Genomic DNA, 19,312 nt, shown 5'->3' with positions numbered 1-19,312 from the left:
GTGTGCTACAGTCCCAAATACAGGGATGCCATAATTACTTCCGGCAAGGAGGTTTGATGTGCCAATGCAGCCTCCGACATAGGCAGCCTTTGAGGCCTTAAGTCCGGCTTCTCCACCCTGTGCGCGCCTGAGGCCAAAATCAATCACCCCGGCCGCTGCGGCGCCTTGGCACACCCTTGATGCCTTTGTTGCGACAAGGGTCTGGAACCCTATTGTATTAAGGAGTATCGTCTCAACCAACTGGCCCTGGGCAAGGCTTGACTTGACTTTCACAAGCGGCTCACCTGGGAAAACGACTTCCCCGTCTCTCACTCCGTAAATATCGCCTTCAAACCTGAACTTTTCAAGAAAGCCAAGAAAATTGTCTGTAAATTTTTTCAGCCCCTTGAGATATTCTATTGATTCGGGGCTAAAAGAAATATTTTTTACAAGAGCAGCTGCTTCGCCAATGCCGCAGGCAATTAGGTAGCCCCTGTTTTTAATCGGCCCGCGGATTCCCAAATCAAAAATCGCAGGCTTGTCCATGCCTTCATTGAGGTATGCCTGGGCCATGTTAAGTTCGTACAAATCTACCAGAAGCTGGTAATTCGCATTAGTCACAAACCCAGTTAGGTTTTTCATACTACCAACCGTTGTTGCAGTCTCATGCTTCTGGGTAAATCAGTCAAATAGCTTGTCGACTATGGCGCCATAAGCCGGCCTTGAAATCAGTACGCCAAGCAGGGCGCCAAGTATGGTTGAGGTTGCAAAACCGATAATTTCAACTAGGCCCGAAAACAGCAGTAGCGGCAGCATTGCAACAACGGCAACAAATGCGTTTGTCGTGATTATTGAAAAAGCCCTGTTCAGCTTTTTTGTGTGTTCTGCAGTGTCCTTCTTCAGAAGCTCGTCGGTAATCAGTATCTGTGCATCAACAGAAACTCCAATCGCCGCAATTATCCCAGCCATTGCGCCAAGGTCAATGGTAAACGAGCCTATTATCGCAACAAGTATGGTCACCTCAGAGAGCAGTATGAACACTATCGGAATTATGATTTTTGGCGTCCTATATCTTATTGCGACAAACAAGGATATCACAACAAGTGCCGCAATGGCCCCAATCGCGCTTATCTTCAAAAACTCGGCTCCAAGCGGGGCTGGAATGCTTGTCGTGCTGCCAAGCGAGATTTGGACTGGAAGCGCACCGCCTTTGAGTATGGATTCGACATTCTTTGCGTTTGCCTGCGCATCTAGAGCCCTCTGCTTGCCGCTTCCCTGAGCTCCACCGCTTATTATGTAACCATAATTTGGTATGCCGCTTGTTACTTCTGGTGAAAGCCTAGGCGAGCTTAAAAGTCCAACCGCCTTCCATTCCCTGACCACAACTGCAAACTGGCCTCTTGAGCCACTAGAGTCAAAAACTGGTTGCAGCTCCCCAGGCGGGCGCTGTTCAATCGCAAATCCTGCAGCCTTGAGATAATCAACCACTTCACGTGTTGAATTTTGGGCAATAATGGCCTTGGTCCTGTTTGTCTCAGGCTTGATGCTGCTTTTGTATTTCTCAAAATCCTCAAGCAGGTAAAGCTTTATGTCTGCCCCGTTCAACCTGAGCGCATCGTTTGTGGCCTTTATAAGTTCCTCGTCTGTCACTGGCTTTACAAACGCGCTGGTGCTTGCAAACAGGTCCTTTTTGGAAATGATGACAATGGCATCCGGCCTGTCAAGGAACATGTAAAGCGGGTAATCCTGCTTCCCTTTGACAACGCTGGCAAACTTGTTGGCGCCTTTTTGCGTCACGCTGAAAGACACCGCCCAATCTGCCTGGCTTCCAATTTGGCTTGGCGAAACCTGCCCTATGGTCCCAGTGTATATATCGTCTCCCCTGAGTGCTTCCTTTCCGTCCACAACGCCCTGGTAAACACCTTGCTTGGAAAGCAATGTCTCAATATCTGAAACAAGGCGGGGGTTGTTGCCTGGAACCTCCACATATATCTCACTTGTGCCAACTGCCCTAACTTTGACTTCGGTCAGGCCAAAAACTGCAGCCCGTGTCTTGATTGTTTGCACCATCTCATCCATTGTGACTGTGTCAACCGGTTTTTCAAGCACAATCGGGATGCGCGTGCCTCCGCTAAAGTCAATGCCAAACTTAATGCCGTTAAAATAGGCAAGGCCTAGGGCAAAAAGCATGATAATAAGGAGAACTGAAATCCTCTTATCTGAAATAAAATCAATCAGTTTTTTCATAAATTTCACGCAATGTTAGGCGCAATTTGATGAACCTGTGAATGGCATCCTCATATCCCCGGCTTATTTGTATATGGTTGAAAGCACCCGCGCCTCCCTTTCTTTTTTGCTTTTCTCAACTTTTTCAGCGTACCAAAGCACTATGACTGCATTAATGCCCCACGTTGCAAACACATCGCCAACAAGGCCTGCCAAAGCCACGGCTGAAATCTCATAATATGTATTGATGTTTGTCATTATGCTTAACACGAATAGGACGCTAAATGCAATGAACGCAGTGACACTCATGGTAATCCCTGTTTTCATTGAGTCATACGCCCTATCCGCGGCATGCCCCTCGCCCCTTTTGATTACTCTTGTTGTCAGAAGAATGTCAGTGTCAAGTGAAAACGCGATGAGCATCACCAGTGCCGCAAACGATGCAAGCGTGAACGGTATTCCAAACAAGCCCATTGCCCCAAGCGCTATTGTCGCATCTGCAGCAGCGCCAATCATCACTGCAAGGCTTGGGATAAATGTCCTAAAGACAAAAAAGACAACTATTGCTGTCAAAATGGCTGAAATGACCACAACACTGACGGCTTTCTCAATGAATTTTGCAGAAAGGGTCGCCGATATTGCCTGTACTGAAATCGAATCGTAATTTGCAACCCTTGTTATTGCCTCGCCTATCCGGTCTTTGTAATCGTCGTTAACTTTCCTATACGCGTCACTCACAAGTTTTCTCAAATTATCCGTGTTTGGCTGTTGCGATGCCTTCTCATCCAATTCTGCGAGACCGAATAGCTGATCCGCTATTTTATCAAGCCCACTTCTTGCAGTCAAGTAGGCGTCTGTAGCTGTTTTTTTCTCATCTTGGGTGAAAGGCGTAGCATTCGACTCAAATCTTGACAAATCCGCCTCAAGCCTTGAAACGTCATCCACTTTTGCGAAAAATTCTGTTTTGAGCGCTTCACTTCTTACAAGTTTCTCCTCCTGCTCGATTTCAATCTCCACTTCATTTCCAATCGGGAGGGCAAACTGCTTTACTGTGGCTTCTTCGATACCTGCTTCCCCGAGGGATTTTTCTAGAGCCTGAATGTCGATGGCTCCCTTGGTTTTTAGCGAAATAAGCGTGCCGCCTTTAAAGTCAACCCCGAATTTGATGTGCGGAATAAAATATATCGAAATCAACAGCAGGATTACAGGTATAATCGCAAGCCGCCTGTAATCACCATGGTAAAAATTCGGGATTTCCACATAAACACCGATAAACATCAAAAACATTCAAGCTAGCTGCATTCAAATGCCCCACACTAGCTCTCTTTGCTCAAATATAATACTAGAAATTTATAAATATAAGGGAAATGGTGCGGGATAAGGATATCGTTTGCATACTGAAAATCTTCAAAATTTTTTCTTCACCCATGGATGCGGGTGGTGGGATTTGAACCCACGAACCCACTAAGAGACCAGGTTCTGAGCCTGGCGCCATTGACCGCTAGGCGACACCCGCACCCTCATCTTCCCAAATAAAAAATATAAAGGTTGGGTTGATTATTATTTGCCGGAATTCAGACCTGCACCTCGTCTCACTTTGCTATGCTGCTGCAAAACGCGGCATATTTATATACTTTATTTTCCACAAAATACGACATGATTCATAATCTGCCGTCAAAAACGCCAAAAGGCCAGCCAGGGCTCTTTGATGACAAGCCGAATGCTTTTGACAGGTTAAAAAACACCAGCCCCAGCCACGAGCTTCACAATATCCGGTCAATGATTCTGATAAGCAAACTTAGGGCTGTCCATGATTCTTTAGAGCTAAGAAATCTAATAAAAAGGCGTTTCAGGGAGCTGTCACAAATAACTCCTGATGAGGAATATTCGGGGCTGCTATTTGAAGTCCGAAAATACATCCTATTTCAGGAATGCACGCGCCTGCTTGATTACATGGCCAATGGCGATCTCATCAGGCAGATAAAACTGTCTTACTCACTTTCAAGGCAAAATTTGGACAAGCAGGCTTTCCTAAACTGTGTCAGCGAGGCTGCTGAGCTTACAGACGAACTCCCCAAGGCACAAAACAAACACAGCCATGGGTCGCATTTGGGGTTTTACATGAAAGTGGCCGCACTTGCGGCAAGGTTCCAAATCTTCAGGATAAAAGCAGAGTTAATAGACAGCGGCAAGCCACTTGGCATTGCGGAATTTATGGGTTTGTTCACCAATGCAGTATTCACAATCAAACCAATGCTCCCGCACTCGGATAAAACCGAAAGCCTCGCTGTGCTCAAAAGCCTTGAAGAGTATTTAAAGAGCCACAAATTAGGCAACATAGCCGATGAGAAATTTTCCTTTGACATTCTCATGCTGCCATTTTGCAACAGGTCGTTTGTTTGAAATATCCTGCAATAATCAATACTTCGGCAACAACAATTAACCGACTCGCGTCAGTACGGTCCAAGCAAATATTAATATACAAGGAAAACTGATTTTTTATGATGATCTGGATGAGAAACAGAAATTTGCATACTGTGATTGCGGCATTGATGATAGCCCTGCTGTTATTTGGCTGCTCCACAGTCATCCAGCCAGATGGAAAAGCAGGCAAGCCAGAGAAAGACAACACCCAACCCTCATTGGAAAACGAGAAAAAATCTGCCGCTTTTGACGAGTCCATGTCACTTATAAAAAGAGGCAACACTGCAGAGGCAAGGGTGGAATATGAAATTAGCGACAGCGACATGCCTAATGGCGTCGAGTCCTCCAATGCAAGCATTGTCATATACACAAAGGGCGCTGATAAAATTCGCACCGATATGATGTCAAAAAATATCGAGCTGCGCTCGTATTTAATCAGCAACGATGCGTATGTCTGTATAAGCCAGAGAAGCAAGTGGGTGTGCTACAGGCAAAAATCGGGCACTGTTGAAGCAATAAAGGCATTTGAGAATGATGTTGAAAACAATCCTGGAGAATATAAAGTCACTTATGAAGGCACCGAAGTGATGCTTGGAGCCAAAACAAAATGCTACAAATTCCAGGATTTGACCTATTTGTCAGAATCAAAAACATGCAGGACAATGGAAGGAATACCACTATACATATCAATTGTCGCTCCAAGCTCTGGCTCATACAGGACGCTCAAACTTGTTGCAAAGCAATACAATCTACGTGTCTCAGATTCCGATTTTGAGCTCCCGGCACTGCCCCAAGAGCTCCCAAAAAAGTAGGTTTGGGGAAAAACCTGCGAAGGTGGGGGCAGATGCAGATACCCTTGCCTTGCAAACTCTGTGCGCATTTACCTGCAACCAATCGTATAGATGCTTGTTTTCAAATCCTTGTTTTTTTCAAGCTTTTCCCCTATTTCATCCAAGAATAATTTTTTTATCTTCATATACGCTTCCCGCCCCACTTCTTTATTTGCAATTGCGTACCTCTTGCTTTTTGTGTTAAAGCAGAACATGCAGTTGTCCAGGCTTTCGCAGTTGTGGCTGAGCTCCATCTCAATTAGCAGGGGCTGTTTTTTTTCTTGCGCCATTTTATCCCAGTTTATTGCCCTCGTTTAACATTTCTCTCATATGGCAGTCGTTCGTTGCTGGTGAAAAACTAAAGGGGATGAAAACCTCAAGGGGAGCACTTGAATTGCTTCGTTCCCCTTATGGTTGGGTTGAAAGCCTCAAGGGGAGCATCTGAAATGCACAGTTCCCCATATGGCAGTCGTTTTCGTTGCTTGTGTTTAACTTTAGGGGGTGAAAGCCTCAGGGGGAGCATCTGAAATGCACAGTTCCCCATATGGCAGTGGGGCTGCTGAGATTTGAACTCAGATCACCAGGTTTTCCTAAACTTTTCCGCAAGTAAATTTCCCTGAAGACGGAAAAGGTTTTCCCGAACCTGGCAGCATACCAGGTTAGCCCACAGCCCCAAATGCGCTTGTAAATTATCAAGGCAGTATTTATTAATAAAATTGCAAGGCCAAAAAAATATAAATATTCTTGTAAGAATAAAAAAAGCAATAAGTATTATAATAAGACTTGATACCTAAATTGTATTTGGATGGGTGATTTATCTAGAAACATTTGTTGAACGGGTCACTAGTATAGTTCAAGTCGAGCAAACAAAGAAAAACAAGAGCTCCAGATCACCATTTTATGCTTTAAAGGAAAATCGGGGCTTCTCCGTCAAGTTTGGTGAAATATCGTCATTGACACGTGAGCTTGTTGAATTCCCCTCATGCGGAGGCAATAAAAAAGAAATAGGGGATTGCCTCCAGTACATTAAGGACTATTTTGCTGGCTGCCCGGTGATAATAAAAGAATTCGAACATGGAGGGAAACAGTCAACTGTAATATCGTTCGAGGACAAAAAAGAATTCAAAGTGCTTCTTCATGGACACATTGACGTTGTTTCTGCTGAACCAGGTCAATTCGTTGCAGTAGAAAAGGACGACAAGCTATTTGGTAGAGGAGCCGTAGACGCCAAAGGCGGAGTCGCAGCCCTTCTATCTGTCTTCCGGGAACTTTCATTTTCAAGTAAAAAACCAGACGCCGCCTTGTTTATCGTATCTGATGAGGAAACAGGCGGTGAAAACGGGACTAAGTTTTTGCTTGAAGACGCGGGATACAATTTTAAATTTGCAATATCCGCAGAGCCAAATCAGTCTGATAATGATGCTGGGCTTGACATAACTGTTGGGCACAAAGGCTTGATTTGGCTATCCATGCTGGTGTCAGGCAAGCCTAGCCACGCTTCAAGACCTTATCTTGGTAACAATGCAATTGAGGCAGCATATAGCCTGTACTCATTTATCAAGAATGAATTCAACCTGGCTTCTAAGGATGATCCTTGGAATCCATCAGTTATCGCAACGCAGTTTAGAAATCTTGGAAACTCAAAAAACACAGTTCCAGGGGAGGCAGAAATATTTCTAGATATCCGTTACACCGACCCTGGGACTGTTGACAAAATCTTACATTACACAAGTCTTCTAGGCCAATCTTATTCGTTTAAGGCAAATGTAGAAAAGCGCCATCCCCCTCTTGTGAATATTCCACTGGATGCTGCCGGACAGGAATACATCGGAACACTTGCTTCTATGGCTGAGAAAAGGACTGGGCTAAAGTGCAATCTTCGCTACGAATCTGGCTCATCGGATATGAAATGGACAAGCGAAAAAGGAATAGTTTCAGTGGTTTTTGGGCCTAAAGGCGGAGATTACCATGGAAACACGGAATTTGTGTACCTCCGGAGTCTTTCAATGTACGGGGAGATAATCCATGATTTTTTAAGCAATTTGGGATTTGTTGCTTAAGATGGTAATTCATTTATACTATGCAGCAAGGTTTAAATACACTTTGCTGAATATCACTATGCTGGCTGTTTGCGATCGTTGGATTGCAATCTTGGACAATTCGGTTGTCCTGGAAAGGATGTGACTGCTGTAGCCTCTGTTGGACGTTCTACCATAAATGTGGCGAATGGACTATAACTCGCGTGCGTGGAACCTGCGTCCATTAAGCGTTTGGCGGCAGCGCGTAGGAGATAACCTCTAAAGCTTCCGGCAGGTTAAGACTGACGTCGGGAATCCAGTTTGGGGCACTCCTTCACCGGGTCCAAATTCGGCCAGCAACTATTTATTTTTCTTCAAGTTCAACTATCCGCTATTCATGCTTTTCAATGCACCTAAGGTGATTACAATGGCAAAAACACGCTTAAGAAAAAAAACTTCAATGACAAAAACCAAAAGACGGATAGGGCGAAGCCCGAGCAGCAAGGGAAAGCAATCCAAAGTTAAAAAACTAATGCGCCTTGCAAAATCACGGAAGACAAGAAAGAAGTGAGTTCTCTTTTTATCTTATGCCCTAGTTTTTGCGTTCAGGCAAGAGCATTGCTGCAATTATCAATACGCCGCCAAGCCACTGCAGCATAGCCATTTTTTCCCCCAGCAGCAAGAAGGCAAAAAAGGCAGCAAACAGCGGCTCAGTTGCAAATATAAGGGCAACCTTTGTCGGCTCTATAAATTTTTGGGCGCTAGTCTGAATGATAAGTGCAATAACTGTGGCAAATATCCCAAGAAATGCCAAGCTGGCAAGCGTAACAAGCGGCATTGATTGGGGCACTTTTCCAGCAATCAACATGGCTGCAATGCTCAATACAGCAGTGCATGCTATCTGGGCAAGAACCATCCCCTCCATGCCGCATTTTTTGACAGCAATGCCTGTGTACAGAATATGGATGGCAAAACCTGCAGCAGTAAGAAGTGTCACCATGTCGCCAATATTCATGCTGCCTGAAAAATTTGTAAGCAAGGTAAGCCCTCCAACTGCAAGCAAGATGGCTGCAATAATTTTGGTTTCTGGAAATTTTTTTAGAAAAACAGTGCTGAAAACAGGAACCAGGATTACATATAGCCCCGTAACAAATGCGCTGTTTGTGGCTGTTGTGAAATTTAGCCCCCAGGTTTGGGTCCACATGCTAAAGAAAAGTATAATCCCCAATACTGTGCCGTGCTTAATCTCACTTTTGCCAACCTTGTTTTTTTGGAAAAATACGTAAGCCCCAAATGCCAATGTTGATATGGCGTATCTAATTGCAAGATTTGCCGTTGTGTCAACATAGGACAGAGTGTCTTTAACAAGTGAAAATGTAGACCCCCAGATTACACATGCAAGCAGCAGCAGCCCTGTCCATTTTATGTTCTGAATTTTTGGTTCATCCATGGTAACTTAATGCCCACAAGCTTTATTTATGGTTGCAGTAAGATTATGCTCATGAAAGTACTCACAAAATACTTGTGGATGGAAACGAAAAAAGATAAGGAGATAGTTTCAATACACTCCCAGATTGAAAGCATTGCCAAGGAGTCGGGAATAAAAGAGGGATTTGCCCTAGTATCTGCAATGCACATAACCTCATCTGTTTTTGTGAATGATTACGAGCAAGGCCTTTGGGAGGATTTGATGAAATGGCTTGAGGAGATTGCCCCCTCCAAGCCAGACTACAAGCACCACCTGACAGGTGAAACAAACGCAGATGCACATCTCAAAAGGTCAGTCTTGGGCCACCAAGTCCTAGTCCCAATCACTTCAGGCAAGCTTGATTTGGGGCCCTGGGAGCACATTTTTTATGGGGAGTTTGACGGCAGGAGAAAAAAGAGGGTCATTGTCAAGGTTTTTGGAGAGTAGGCGGGCGGGGTTAGAATAACGGGCGTGCTATTGTGCTGCTTGAATCTAAACAAAAATTAAAAATAGGGGATGTTGCGCCAGGTTTTGACTTGCTTGGCGTTGACGGAAAACAGCACACCACTAATGGCTATCGGGGCGCAGTGGCGCTTCTTGTTGTTTTCATGTGCAACCACTGCCCGTATGTCCAGGCAAAATTTGCCACAATGAATTCCATTGCAAATAATTACCGGGGCAGCGGTCTGGCATTTGTTGGGATAAACCCAAACAATAATCCAGATTACCCTGATGACAGCTTTGAGAATATGAAAAAAGTCGCCAGTCAAAACAATTTTGCCTTTGACTACCTGTTCGATGGAACGCAGGGAGTTGCCAGGGACTACGGGGCCGTGTGCACCCCCGACCCGTTCCTGTTTGCAGCAAAAGATGAAAAATTCATTCTTGCATACCACGGCAGGTTTGATGATGCTCTGAATCCTGGCGCAATTCCCGCAACACACGAGATGCAGGAAGCTATTGAGGCCGTCCTTGCAGGAAAAAACCCCGAGTTTCAGTTTTTGCCAAGCAGGGGCTGTTCAATAAAATGGGTTGAAGGCTAAGGCGCATATTATGGATTTGCTTGTTGGCACTGCTGTTTTTGCAGTGGCGTTTGTCGCCGCGTTTATAGATGTCATGGTGGGCGGGGGCGGGTTAATCACAGTGCCGGCCTTATCTGTTCTGGGGTTTCCCATTCTTTCAGTCATAGGCACTAACAGGCTTTATGTTGTGGTGTTCTGCGCAACAGGCCTTGCCAACTATCTTCGAAAGAAAGTAAATATTGACGTCAAACTTGTCATTTCACTTGCCTTGGTAAAAATGGCCGGGGCGGCAGCCGGCTCGTTTTTTGTGCTTAATTTGCCTGCCGACTTGCTTCGTTATACTGTCGTTACTTTTGTATCCTGTGTCCTAATACTCATTCTTGCGCTCAAAGTCGGCGGTATAAGGTTAAGCAAATTCCAAGGCAAAAAACTCCATCTGATAGCCTTAGTCATATTCCTTGTTGGATTTTATGAAGGCGTTGTCGGAGGTGGAGGGGGGATTATAGGGCGCATACTTCTCACGTCTATTCTAGGCATGGGCATGCTTGAGGCTGCCGCTGCCGACCTTGCCTATACGATTCCCTCCTCGGCCCTTTCGTCTGGAATTTTCATTCTTAGTGGCTCGGTGGATTTCGTGCTTTTGGTCCCAATGGTCGCGGGAGGCGTGCTTGGGGCATATACCGGCACCCGAATTGCGATAAAAAAAGGCGACAAGTGGGTTGAGCGGCTGCTGTATGCGGCAGTCACGCTTTTGCTTGCAAAACTTCTTTTTATGCCCTAAGCAAATTATGGGGCTTTTCCAGTCAAGCAAGGCATTGCTTGGGGCTGTGGCTATGAAAATCAAAAAAAGCGCTTAAGGACGTTGCTGTTGCCAAAACCGGCCTGTTGAGCCTGTAGTAAATTGAAAAAAACATATCCTCTTTTTTCTTTCTCTCCTCCACTCTGTTCCTGTGTTCCATGCCGTTTCCAGCTTCGTCGGGAAACAATCTATTATAGTTCACATCAAGCTTCGTAAACCTGTATCTTGAGAATACGTTTTCTATGCGCATTGGCCAATGGTATACGTTGTTCCACCAAAACCTTATTTCACGAAGCTTGTGAATCAACCTTTCCCTGCGGGAAAAATAGTACGCTATCCACTTTCTTTTAAGTCTCATGCTGCTAAATCTGCACCAATTTTTTTAAATCCAACGTTCGACAAAATGTGATTTTGTCGCCACTTGACGAAGTTTTGGCACCGGGTGTGAACTAAAACAAGCCCAGCACACATGGGCAGTCTATATCGCCCCCTCTTTTTTCAATAGTGCTGCTTTTGCTCCCCGTCCGCCACTGGCGGAATAGTTACCCAAAGCACCATCGGACCTGATGACCCTGTGGCAGGGAATGGATGGTGCAAACGGATTATGTGCAAGCACGCTTCCAACGGCCCTTGCGGCATTTGGATTTCCAACCATTACTGCTATCTGTCCGTATGTTGCAGTTTTTCCCTTTGGAATCTTGCGGCAGGCATCAAGGACCGACTTTTGGAATTTGGTCAGGTATGCTGTTTTGCCCCCGAATGTCATTTTGATTTTATTAACCATTCAAACCACCTGCCGCTTCATTTGTTCAACTAAAAGGGTTAAATTCATATCACTACCAACCCTACTCATGTATCATGAGGCACATAAGCAGATAGTTGAAGCGCTTTGCAGGGCAACAGGGGAATCGGAGGAAGCAGTCAGGCCAACCATTTCGCGGCCAAAAAAGGAATTTGGGGATTTTGCCTCAAGCATTGCCTTTGCGCTTGCCAAAAAAAGCGGGGAAAACCCGGCCAAACTTGCCACTGAGATATGCAAAAGGATAAGCGTCGGCAAGGCAATATCCAAGGCAGTATCCCAAGGCCCATTCATTAACTTTTTTCTTGGAGATGGATTTCTTCTCTCAGTCTGTCTTGGGGCAATGGAAAAGGCGGCCAAATTCGGCACGGAGGAAAAAAACGGCAGGAAGGCCCTTGTTGAATTTCCTTCCGTAAACCCGAATAAGCCCTGGCACATAGGCCATCTTAGAAATGCGCTTCTAGGGGACTCGGTTTCTAACATTCTGGAGAAAAGGGGTTTCTTGGTTGAGCGCCAGGACTACATTGATGACCTTGGGCTGCAAGTCGCCCAGTCGTTATGGGGATGCATGAACCTGCCTGCAAAGCCAGAGACTAAATTTGACCACTGGCTCGGGCAGCAGTATGTTGAAGTTTCAAAAATGTTTGAATCGGGCGAAATTGAACCTCAGGTCAGGAAGCTGCTGCAAAAGCTTGAGGAGCCAAGTTCCCCATTGTCGAAAAAAAGCAGGGAGATTGTGGAGTCGTGCGTACTTGCACAATACCAGACCGCCTTTTCATACGGGGTATTCCACGATGTTCTTGTGTTTGAATCAGACATTGTTCGAAGCATATTCGAGGAAGGGCTGGGGATTGTCAAGAAAAGCCCGGGAGTGGCGCTTGAATCCTCGGGCAAAAACAAGGGCTGCCTTGTAGTAAGGCTTAAGGGCGGGGAATTTGACAAGATGGAAAACCCCGACAAGATACTTGTGAGGTCTGACGGGACGGCAACATACACCGGTAAAGACGTGGTGTTCCAGCTTTGGAAGTTTGGCAAGCTTCGGAAAAATTTCTGCTATGTAAAATTCGCGATGCAGCCAAATGGCAAAGTCGCGCTCAAGACTTGCGGCTGCAGTCAGGGGGCAAGCGATACAAGATTTGGAAATGCGGATATCGTAGTCAATGTAATAGGAATGGAGCAATCGTACCCGCAAAAATCAATTAAGGAAGTGTTGGTCCAGTTGGGCTTCACAAAGGAGGCACAAAACTCAATTCATCTTGCCTACGGCCACGCCGTCCTCCCGGAAGGCAGTTTTTCAGGAAGACAGGGCACTTGGATGGGTTATACCGCAGACGAGCTTCTTGAGGAAGGCGCAAAAAGGGCCTACAAAAAAATCCATAAGGATTTTGATGAGGCTAAAAAGCTTGAAATCGCCAAATCCGTTGCCCTTGGGGCGATAAGGTTTTCGTTCCTAAAGGTAAGCCCTGAAAAAAGGATTGTTTTCGACTGGGAAAGCGCCCTGTCTTTTGAAGGTGACAGCGGCCCATATCTCATGTACTGCGTTGCAAGGATGAACAGCATAATAAAAAAAGCAGCTGGCGACACTGGCTTGAATGCCTGGCACAAAAAGCCAAAGGCGGCAAAACCTTCCGGTTATGCGCTTTCTTGGCAAGAGCGCAACTTGTGCAGGCTAGTCCTTGATTATGAAAATGCACTTATTGTTTCTGGCAGGGACCTAAAGCCCCACGTCATTGCCGACTACTGTCTTGAGTTGGCAACGGCGTTCAACAAATTTTATGACACAAGCAGGATAATCGGTGAGGGGAGCACCGAAGCATCGAAGGCAAGAATGACCATGCTTCATGGCGCCAAAGCGGCTCTTGAGAACTCAATGGGAATACTTGGCATTCCAATTATTAAAGAAATGTAATCAGACTGGCCGAAGGGCGCGCATCCTCATTTCAATATCGGCAAATACCACCATTATTTATATCTGGCAGATGAAATTTAACCAAGGAGGTCAAAGCAGAAAACATAAAAAAAGCCGGAACAAGTAGAGGGCCCGTGGCGCAGCCTGGATAGCGCGGCAGACTTCTAGCCCACAGGGGTTTTTGCAATCTGTTATCCCTTTGGTATCCCAACTCCCGCATATGATTATGGTTGAAGTTGGATTAATGCACACTTGTCGCATTATGGCGGAAGTAATCTGAAGGTCGTGGGTTCAAATCCCATCGGGCCCGCAACAAATTAAAAAATTTTTTTCGCATACATATATTTGGAACTGCGGACCTGCGGCTCTACTTTAGGCCCAATGTTAGAAATTGCGTGGTGATTTTATGGCTATAGAAGAAACCAAGATAGCTGAGATAATAATGATGATGGAAAATGTAATGGATGACACTTCAATACCGAAAAACATCCGAAAAGCCGTAACTGATGCCCGCGACAAGCTGAAGGGAAATGATGACGCGCGCGTGCGCCTCTCTTCGGCAATATACTCAATCGAGGCCATAAGCGAAGATATAAACATGCCCATGCACGCAAGGACGCAGATTTGGACAATATTCTCGGCGCTTGAAACCGCCGCCCGCTCACAGGCTGATTAGATGGATCGAGCCGAGCTTGAAAAACTCATTGCTCAGGGGATTCGGCTAACTCCACAATCGGAAAAACTTCTTTTGGCATATTCGGGAAGCCTGGACTTGGAAGCACATCTTAGGTCCTTGGGCAAATTCATCATTGATGAGGAAGATGTAGGAAAACTCATTTCGGCTGACAAGGTTCCTGTGCCACCAGGGGCTGAAATTGCAAGAAAAAGCGGGTTTGAGCCGCTGGCAAAGCAAATGGAGCCAAAATTGAAGTTTTACCCTGAAAAGGACATAACCGGAAAATCAAGGTGCACCGGAAGCGTCGAAGACTTTCTCAACTATTTTAGGGACAGGCTGGAGCGCTGCAGGCATTCATTCAAGATTCGCAATTCTAAGCTGCCGGTTGTTGACTTGTCAAAAGTCAAGGACTGGGAGGCAAAAGACATCAGGCTTGTTGCCCTAGTAAAGGAAAAAGGCATGACAAAAAACGGCAACCTGAAAGTGGTTTTGGAAGACGAGTGGGGGACAATAAATGCAATTTTCAGCACGAGGAACAAGGGTTCCCTTGAAAAGGCAAAGGCTCTTCTTTTAGACGAGGCTGTGGCTGTTGAGGGCAAGGTCGCAGGGGAATTCATGTGGGCAAACGACGTAATATGGCTTGATTTGCCGGTTGCAAGGCAGCAAAAGCAGTCTGAAAGGGACATAGGAATCATGTATCTTTCTGACTTGCATTTTGGCAGCAGGTTTTTCATGGAGCACAATTTTTCGCATTTGATAAACTGGCTGAAGGGGAACGAGGGCCGCACTGAACTTGCCGGCAAAATAAAGTATTTGATAATTGACGGGGATATTGTTGACGGCGTAGGCGTGTTTCCTGGGCAGGAAAAGGAGCTTACAATACCTGACGTGTTCAAGCAGTATGAAGCGTTTGATTTGGCAATGGAACAAATGCCGGACTACATAGAGGTCATAGTGACTCCGGGAAACCACGATGCGGTCAGGCGCTGCGAGCCGCAGCCTGCCATAAGCAGGGAAATGATAAAGTCAAAAGCTCATCTTCTTGGCAACCCAAGCTGGGTCGACATCGAGGGGCTCAAGCACCTTGTTTATCACGGCACATCCCTTGACTCTCTTATAGCAGCCATACCTTCAATGAGCTACCACGCCCCAGAACACCCTATGATAGAATCTCTCAAGCGCCGCCACCTGTCCCCCATTTATGGGGATGGCGGGGGCGTGATTATCCCAGAGGAGAAGGACTTCATGATTATAGACGAAGAGCCGGATGTCCTTCATATGGGCCATGTGCACAAAAATGCGATTGCCATGTACCGGGGGACCGTTGTGATAAACTCAGGGACGTTCCAGGGCAGGACAGATTACCAGGTGAGAAGGGGACATATCCCGACCCCCTGCATTGCAACCGTCTATGAGCCGCACACAGGAAAAATATCGCAGCTTGATTTCTCGGGGCATCCCAAACAGACTTAACGGAAGAAACTAAATATGTATTTGGCGCTGGTGAAATGGTTCAGGCCTCTGTGCAAATGCAGCAGTACTTCGAAGGGCTTAAAGCGGGCCTTGACAAAGCCTTGGCGGTAGCAAGGCAAGCTAGGGAAAAGGGCCTTGACCCATCGACGTCGGTCGAAATAACGCCGGCGGCTGATGTTGCAGGGAGGGTGGAGGGGCTAATCGGCCCGCCAGGAATATCAATCCTTATCCGTGAGCTTGACAAATCTGGCATGTCCCGCGATTTAATCGCATTTGAAATTGTGAAAAAAATAGTCCTTGGCCAGGTAATCAATGGGCCAACCGAAAAGCTGATTGACCTTGCAGTCCGAGTTGGGGTTGGAATCCTCACCGAAGGCGTGCTTGTTGCCCCTACCGAGGGGATATCCAAAATCAGGGTGCGCAGCCACCCTGGCGAGGGCAGTTACCTTTCCGTATACTTTTCCGGCCCCATAAGGTCGGCCGGGGGGACTGTTGCAGCGCAGGCAGTCGTGCTTGCGGATGTCGCAAGAAGGATTGCCGGAATTCCGGACTACAAGCCAACGGAAAGCGAGATTGAAAGGACAGTTGAGGAAATAGAGATATACGACTCCAGGTGCGCCCATTTGCAGTACAAGCCCTCAAGGGAGGATATTGTGCACATACTGCAAAATTGCCCAGTATGCGTTGATGGAGACCCGACGGAAGAAATAGAGGTGTCGCTTCACAAAAACCTGCCGCGCGTTGAGACAAACAGGGTCAGGGGTGGAATCGCCCTCGTGCTTTGCGAGGGAATTGCGCAAAAAAGCGCAAAGGTGCTCAAATACACCAGGAAAATAAAAGTTGATTGGAACTGGCTTGAGTCCATAGTCAAAGTTTCAAGAAAAGAGGGGGCTTTTGAGCTCAAACCCCTTCCTGGTTACCTTGATGAGCTTGTTGCCGGAAGGCCAATATTTTCATATCCGTCAAGGCCTGGAGGCTTCAGGCTTCGCTACGGCCGCTCAAGGGCTAGCGGGATAATGGGCAAGGCCATACACCCGGCGGCAATGTATCTTCTTGACCAGTTCATTGCAAGCGGCACGCAGTTGAAGGTTGAGCGTCCAGGCAAAGGATGCGTAGTAAGTCCCTGTGATACAATCGAAGGCCCTGTAGTCAAGCTTCACAGCGGGGATGTTGTGAAAGTCAGGTCGCTCAAGCAGGCCCAGGCGCTTTACCAGTCCGTTTCGCAAATCCTGTTTCTAGGAGACATGCTCGTTTCGCTTGGCGACTTTCTCAAATCCAACCACCCACTTGTCCAGCCTGCATGGTGTCCCGAGTACTTTGACGCATTGTGCAAGTCAGCGGGCCTTGCACTGCCAAAATTTTCGTGCTTTGAAGATGCGCTTAAATTCTCAAGGCAAACAGGAATGCCGCTTCATCCGGACTATGTTTATCCATACGATGACCTTACATTCCAGGAACTGTCCTCAGTTGCCAGATGGCTTGCAAGCGGGAAGTTCGAGAGCGATTGGCTCAAGCCAAAATGCTTTGTTTTGGAGGCAACCGACTCCAAAAGTCTCCTTGAGAAGCTATGTGTCGAGCATAAGGTCGAAAAAGGCACGATAGTGCTAGAGCCGGAGATTGCAAAGGCAGTCCTTGCAACTTTTGGCGTGCCCAAGCAGCATCTGCTTCAGATAAATCAGCAGCAGCCATCTAAGAATGGCTTTGAGGAAAGGCTCAATGACTACCTTGCTACTGCCCAGTCGGCATCGCTTAAGCCAAAATGCAGCGAATTTTTGTCTAAGCTAATTGGAGTCACTATAAAGCCCCACTCACCAACTTATGTTGGAACTCGCATGGGAAGGCCTGAAAAAGGAAGGGAGCGTGAAATGAAGCCCCCTGTTCACGTATTGTTTCCAATCGGGCACGCCGAGAAAAATAGGAGCATAATGCGGCTTTATCGCAAGATGGCAAGCCAAAAATACGAAGGCAAGGGCTTATTTGTCGAGATAGCAAACCTTGCATGCCCCAAGTGTAAGACAAGTGGGACAAGGCCGTTATGCACAACATGCGGAGAGCAGACAGTCAACATTTCATACTGCAAAAAATGCAATCTTTCAGGTGTGTCAGGCCAGTGCGCAAAATGCGGCCAGCCAACGCATTACGGGCAGCTTAGGACAATAAACCTAGCCGAGTTAGTTGAAGCCGCCCAGAAGCGGGTAGGCACCCATCAGGGGGTTGGGGCTGTGGAGTTTGAGCAAAAAAACTGGCAGGACAATGAAACCGGCGCCGATGTCAGGGGTGTGCAGGGATTGATTTCAAAGTCAAAGATACCCGAGGCAATTGAAAAGGGATTTTTGCGCTCAAAACACGGAATTACGATATTCAGGGACGGCACCTGCAGGTTTGATGCGACTAATGTGCCCATGACTCACTTCAAGCCGTGTGAAATCCACGTGGGCATTGAAAACCTGGCAGCGCTTGGGTACACTAATGATTTCAAGGGCGACAAGCTTGTCAAGGATTCGCAGATTGTGGAGCTTAAGCCCCAGGACATAATAATAACAATGGAAGGGGCTGCATATTTCCAGAAAGTTGCCCAGTTTATAGACGACGAGCTTGTCACGCTGTACAACCTCCCCCCTTTTTACAATGTATTTTGCAAGGAGGACCTGCTTGGCAAGCTTGCAATAGGGCTTTCGCCTCACACATCTGCCGGGGTTCTTTGCAGAATAGTCGGGTTCACAAGCACGCATGTGGGTTTTGGGCACCCGTATTTCCATACCGCAAAAAGGAGGAATTGCGATGGAGACGAGGATTCGGTTTCACTGCTTCTGGATTCGCTAATAAATTTCTCAAAGGAGTTTTTGCCTAGTTCCAGGGGCGGGACAATGGACGCGCCGCTTGTTCTTACTACGGTCCTTGATCCAAATGAGGTTGATGATGAATCGCATTCAATGGAGATATGCAGCGAATTTGACCAATCTTTCTATGAGCTTGCAGAAAAGTTTTCCTCTCCTGCGGAGGCAAAAGTCAGGCTTGTCAAAAATGTTCTTGGTACGCAAGCCCAGTATGAAGGGCTTGGGTTCACGCACGACACAAGCAGCATCGAGGATGGTGTCGTGTCAACAACATACATTAAGTTCAAAAGCATGTCTGAAAAAGTCGACTCGCAAATGAGGCTTGAAAAAAAGCTGCGCTGTGTTGACCCGCAGGATGCCGCGGCAAGGATTCTCTCCTCGCACTTTCTCCCAGACATTTACGGCAACCTGCGCAAGTTCTCACAGCAAAAATTCCGCTGCGTGGACTGCAATGAAAGCTTCAGGCGGGTTCCGCTAATTGGCAAGTGCTCAAGGTGCGGAGGTAAAATCCTGCTTACGATTAACAAAGGCGGCATTGAAAAGTACCTGAAAATTTCCACCAAACTTGCCTTTGACTTCGAACTTCCGATTTATGTCAAGCAGAGGCTCGAGCTTGTAAAAAGGGACATTGATTCCATTTTTCTTGATGAAAAGTCCAGGCAAGTAGGCTTGTCCGACTTCATGTAGGGCATGATGAGCGGGAAGCTTGGCAAAAGGGACATTATTAATATCTTTTACGGGTAATCAATGCAGCAAAGAACCCATGTAGGTGATTTGATGTTCCTTTTTCAAATGAAACTGTCAAAAAAAGGCACTGCATTTGATGCAATCACGCCCGTTGACGCGGATTCT

17 protein-coding genes and 1 tRNA gene are annotated in these 19,312 nt (G+C 46.5%); 10 read left to right on the top strand and 8 right to left on the bottom strand.

Going from position 1 to position 19,312, the window contains the following annotated elements; genetic code table 11:
• The 4 genes from FJZ26_00545 to FJZ26_00530 all read right to left on the bottom strand — a co-directional run.
• A partial coding sequence (locus FJZ26_00545; GenBank protein MBM3228897.1) for a nicotinate phosphoribosyltransferase occupies positions 1-621 on the bottom strand: 621 nt, incomplete at its 3' end.
• A gap of 39 nt (positions 622-660) precedes the next feature.
• Positions 661-2,226: a hypothetical protein gene (locus FJZ26_00540; protein MBM3228896.1), complete on the bottom strand. Its 1,566-nt coding sequence runs from the start codon at positions 2,224-2,226 to the stop codon at positions 661-663.
• Between the two features lie 63 nt (positions 2,227-2,289).
• Positions 2,290-3,492 (bottom strand): hypothetical protein, encoded by a 1,203-nt coding sequence (locus FJZ26_00535; GenBank protein MBM3228895.1) that lies wholly within the window; start codon positions 3,490-3,492, stop codon positions 2,290-2,292.
• 145 nt (positions 3,493-3,637) lie between these two features.
• Positions 3,638-3,721 (bottom strand) — tRNA-Leu (locus tag FJZ26_00530).
• A 140-nt stretch (positions 3,722-3,861) separates the two neighbouring features.
• On the opposite strand from FJZ26_00530, the gene FJZ26_00525 reads away from it, so the two are divergent.
• Complete coding sequence (locus FJZ26_00525; protein MBM3228894.1) at positions 3,862-4,608, top strand: hypothetical protein; 747 nt, start codon at positions 3,862-3,864, stop codon at positions 4,606-4,608.
• Positions 4,609-4,718: 110 nt separating this feature from the next.
• Positions 4,719-5,441 (top strand): hypothetical protein, encoded by a 723-nt coding sequence (locus tag FJZ26_00520; protein MBM3228893.1) that lies wholly within the window; start codon positions 4,719-4,721, stop codon positions 5,439-5,441.
• Positions 5,442-5,509: 68 nt separating this feature from the next.
• On the opposite strand, the gene FJZ26_00515 is transcribed toward FJZ26_00520, so the two are convergent.
• Positions 5,510-5,749: a hypothetical protein gene (locus FJZ26_00515; GenBank protein MBM3228892.1), complete on the bottom strand. Its 240-nt coding sequence runs from the start codon at positions 5,747-5,749 to the stop codon at positions 5,510-5,512.
• A gap of 504 nt (positions 5,750-6,253) precedes the next feature.
• Here FJZ26_00515 and FJZ26_00510 point away from each other — a divergent pair.
• Positions 6,254-7,519, top strand: coding sequence for a M20/M25/M40 family metallo-hydrolase (locus FJZ26_00510; protein ID MBM3228891.1), 1,266 nt, complete (start codon positions 6,254-6,256; stop codon positions 7,517-7,519).
• A 550-nt stretch (positions 7,520-8,069) separates the two neighbouring features.
• Here FJZ26_00510 and FJZ26_00505 read toward each other — a convergent pair.
• Positions 8,070-8,927, bottom strand: a complete 858-nt coding sequence (locus FJZ26_00505; protein ID MBM3228890.1) for a DMT family transporter — start codon at positions 8,925-8,927, stop codon at positions 8,070-8,072.
• A gap of 51 nt (positions 8,928-8,978) precedes the next feature.
• Between FJZ26_00505 and FJZ26_00500 the strand changes: the two genes are divergently transcribed.
• Genes FJZ26_00500 through FJZ26_00490 form a run of 3 tightly spaced genes read left to right on the top strand, consistent with a single transcriptional unit; the run spans position 8,979 to position 10,748 of the window.
• Entirely contained in the window at positions 8,979-9,392 is a 414-nt protein-coding gene (locus FJZ26_00500) for a YjbQ family protein (GenBank protein MBM3228889.1), read from the top strand.
• A 29-nt stretch (positions 9,393-9,421) separates the two neighbouring features.
• The gene (locus FJZ26_00495) at positions 9,422-9,988 is read left to right on the top strand and encodes a thioredoxin family protein (GenBank protein MBM3228888.1); all 567 of its coding nucleotides are present in this window, start codon (positions 9,422-9,424) and stop codon (positions 9,986-9,988) included.
• Positions 9,989-9,998: 10 nt separating this feature from the next.
• A complete protein-coding gene (locus tag FJZ26_00490; GenBank protein ID MBM3228887.1) occupies positions 9,999-10,748 on the top strand; it encodes a sulfite exporter TauE/SafE family protein in 750 nt (249 codons plus the stop codon).
• 22 nt (positions 10,749-10,770) lie between these two features.
• On the opposite strand, the gene FJZ26_00485 is transcribed toward FJZ26_00490, so the two are convergent.
• Both FJZ26_00485 and FJZ26_00480 read right to left on the bottom strand, forming a co-directional pair.
• A complete protein-coding gene (locus FJZ26_00485; GenBank protein ID MBM3228886.1) occupies positions 10,771-11,016 on the bottom strand; it encodes a hypothetical protein in 246 nt (81 codons plus the stop codon).
• Positions 11,017-11,244: 228 nt separating this feature from the next.
• On the bottom strand, positions 11,245-11,532 hold the full coding sequence (locus FJZ26_00480; GenBank protein ID MBM3228885.1) for an MGMT family protein: 288 nt from the start codon (positions 11,530-11,532) through the stop codon (positions 11,245-11,247).
• Between the two features lie 85 nt (positions 11,533-11,617).
• On the opposite strand from FJZ26_00480, the gene FJZ26_00475 reads away from it, so the two are divergent.
• The 4 genes from FJZ26_00475 (at position 11,618) to FJZ26_00460 (ending at position 19,147) form a co-directional block, all read left to right on the top strand.
• Positions 11,618-13,474, top strand: a complete 1,857-nt coding sequence (locus tag FJZ26_00475) for an arginine--tRNA ligase (protein ID MBM3228884.1) — start codon at positions 11,618-11,620, stop codon at positions 13,472-13,474.
• A 406-nt stretch (positions 13,475-13,880) separates the two neighbouring features.
• The gene (locus FJZ26_00470; GenBank protein ID MBM3228883.1) at positions 13,881-14,150 is read left to right on the top strand and encodes a hypothetical protein; all 270 of its coding nucleotides are present in this window, start codon (positions 13,881-13,883) and stop codon (positions 14,148-14,150) included.
• Complete coding sequence (locus FJZ26_00465; GenBank protein MBM3228882.1) at positions 14,151-15,623, top strand: DNA polymerase II small subunit; 1,473 nt, start codon at positions 14,151-14,153, stop codon at positions 15,621-15,623.
• 35 nt (positions 15,624-15,658) lie between these two features.
• Positions 15,659-19,147, top strand: a complete 3,489-nt coding sequence (locus FJZ26_00460) for a DNA polymerase II large subunit (protein ID MBM3228881.1) — start codon at positions 15,659-15,661, stop codon at positions 19,145-19,147.
• The last annotated feature ends 165 nt before the right edge of the window (positions 19,148-19,312 follow it).

This window comes from Candidatus Parvarchaeota archaeon (assembly GCA_016866895.1).
Taxonomy (GTDB): Archaea; Micrarchaeota; Micrarchaeia; order Anstonellales; family VGKX01; genus VGKX01.
The sequence above is the reverse complement of the archived record's forward strand: the minus strand, read 5'-3'. Positions and strand labels throughout refer to the sequence as shown.

What these genes read in the sequence shown, in the direction of transcription:
- FJZ26_00540 (MBM3228896.1), bottom strand. Translation starts at nt 2,226, where the DNA reads ATGAAAAAACTGATTGATTTTATTTCAGATAAGAGGATTTCAGTTCTC.
- FJZ26_00535 (MBM3228895.1), bottom strand. Translation starts at nt 3,492, where the DNA reads ATGTTTTTGATGTTTATCGGTGTTTATGTGGAAATCCCGAATTTTTAC.
- FJZ26_00525 (MBM3228894.1), top strand. Translation starts at nt 3,862, where the DNA reads ATGATTCATAATCTGCCGTCAAAAACGCCAAAAGGCCAGCCAGGGCTC.
- FJZ26_00520 (MBM3228893.1), top strand. Translation starts at nt 4,719, where the DNA reads ATGAGAAACAGAAATTTGCATACTGTGATTGCGGCATTGATGATAGCC.
- FJZ26_00515 (MBM3228892.1), bottom strand. Translation starts at nt 5,749, where the DNA reads ATGGCGCAAGAAAAAAAACAGCCCCTGCTAATTGAGATGGAGCTCAGC.
- FJZ26_00505 (MBM3228890.1), bottom strand. Translation starts at nt 8,927, where the DNA reads ATGGATGAACCAAAAATTCAGAACATAAAATGGACAGGGCTGCTGCTG.
- FJZ26_00500 (MBM3228889.1), top strand. Translation starts at nt 8,979, where the DNA reads ATGAAAGTACTCACAAAATACTTGTGGATGGAAACGAAAAAAGATAAG.
- FJZ26_00490 (MBM3228887.1), top strand. Translation starts at nt 9,999, where the DNA reads ATGGATTTGCTTGTTGGCACTGCTGTTTTTGCAGTGGCGTTTGTCGCC.
- FJZ26_00485 (MBM3228886.1), bottom strand. Translation starts at nt 11,016, where the DNA reads ATGCGCATAGAAAACGTATTCTCAAGATACAGGTTTACGAAGCTTGAT.
- FJZ26_00480 (MBM3228885.1), bottom strand. Translation starts at nt 11,532, where the DNA reads ATGACATTCGGGGGCAAAACAGCATACCTGACCAAATTCCAAAAGTCG.
- FJZ26_00475 (MBM3228884.1), top strand. Translation starts at nt 11,618, where the DNA reads ATGTATCATGAGGCACATAAGCAGATAGTTGAAGCGCTTTGCAGGGCA.
- FJZ26_00470 (MBM3228883.1), top strand. Translation starts at nt 13,881, where the DNA reads ATGGCTATAGAAGAAACCAAGATAGCTGAGATAATAATGATGATGGAA.
- FJZ26_00465 (MBM3228882.1), top strand. Translation starts at nt 14,151, where the DNA reads ATGGATCGAGCCGAGCTTGAAAAACTCATTGCTCAGGGGATTCGGCTA.
- FJZ26_00460 (MBM3228881.1), top strand. Translation starts at nt 15,659, where the DNA reads ATGGTTCAGGCCTCTGTGCAAATGCAGCAGTACTTCGAAGGGCTTAAA.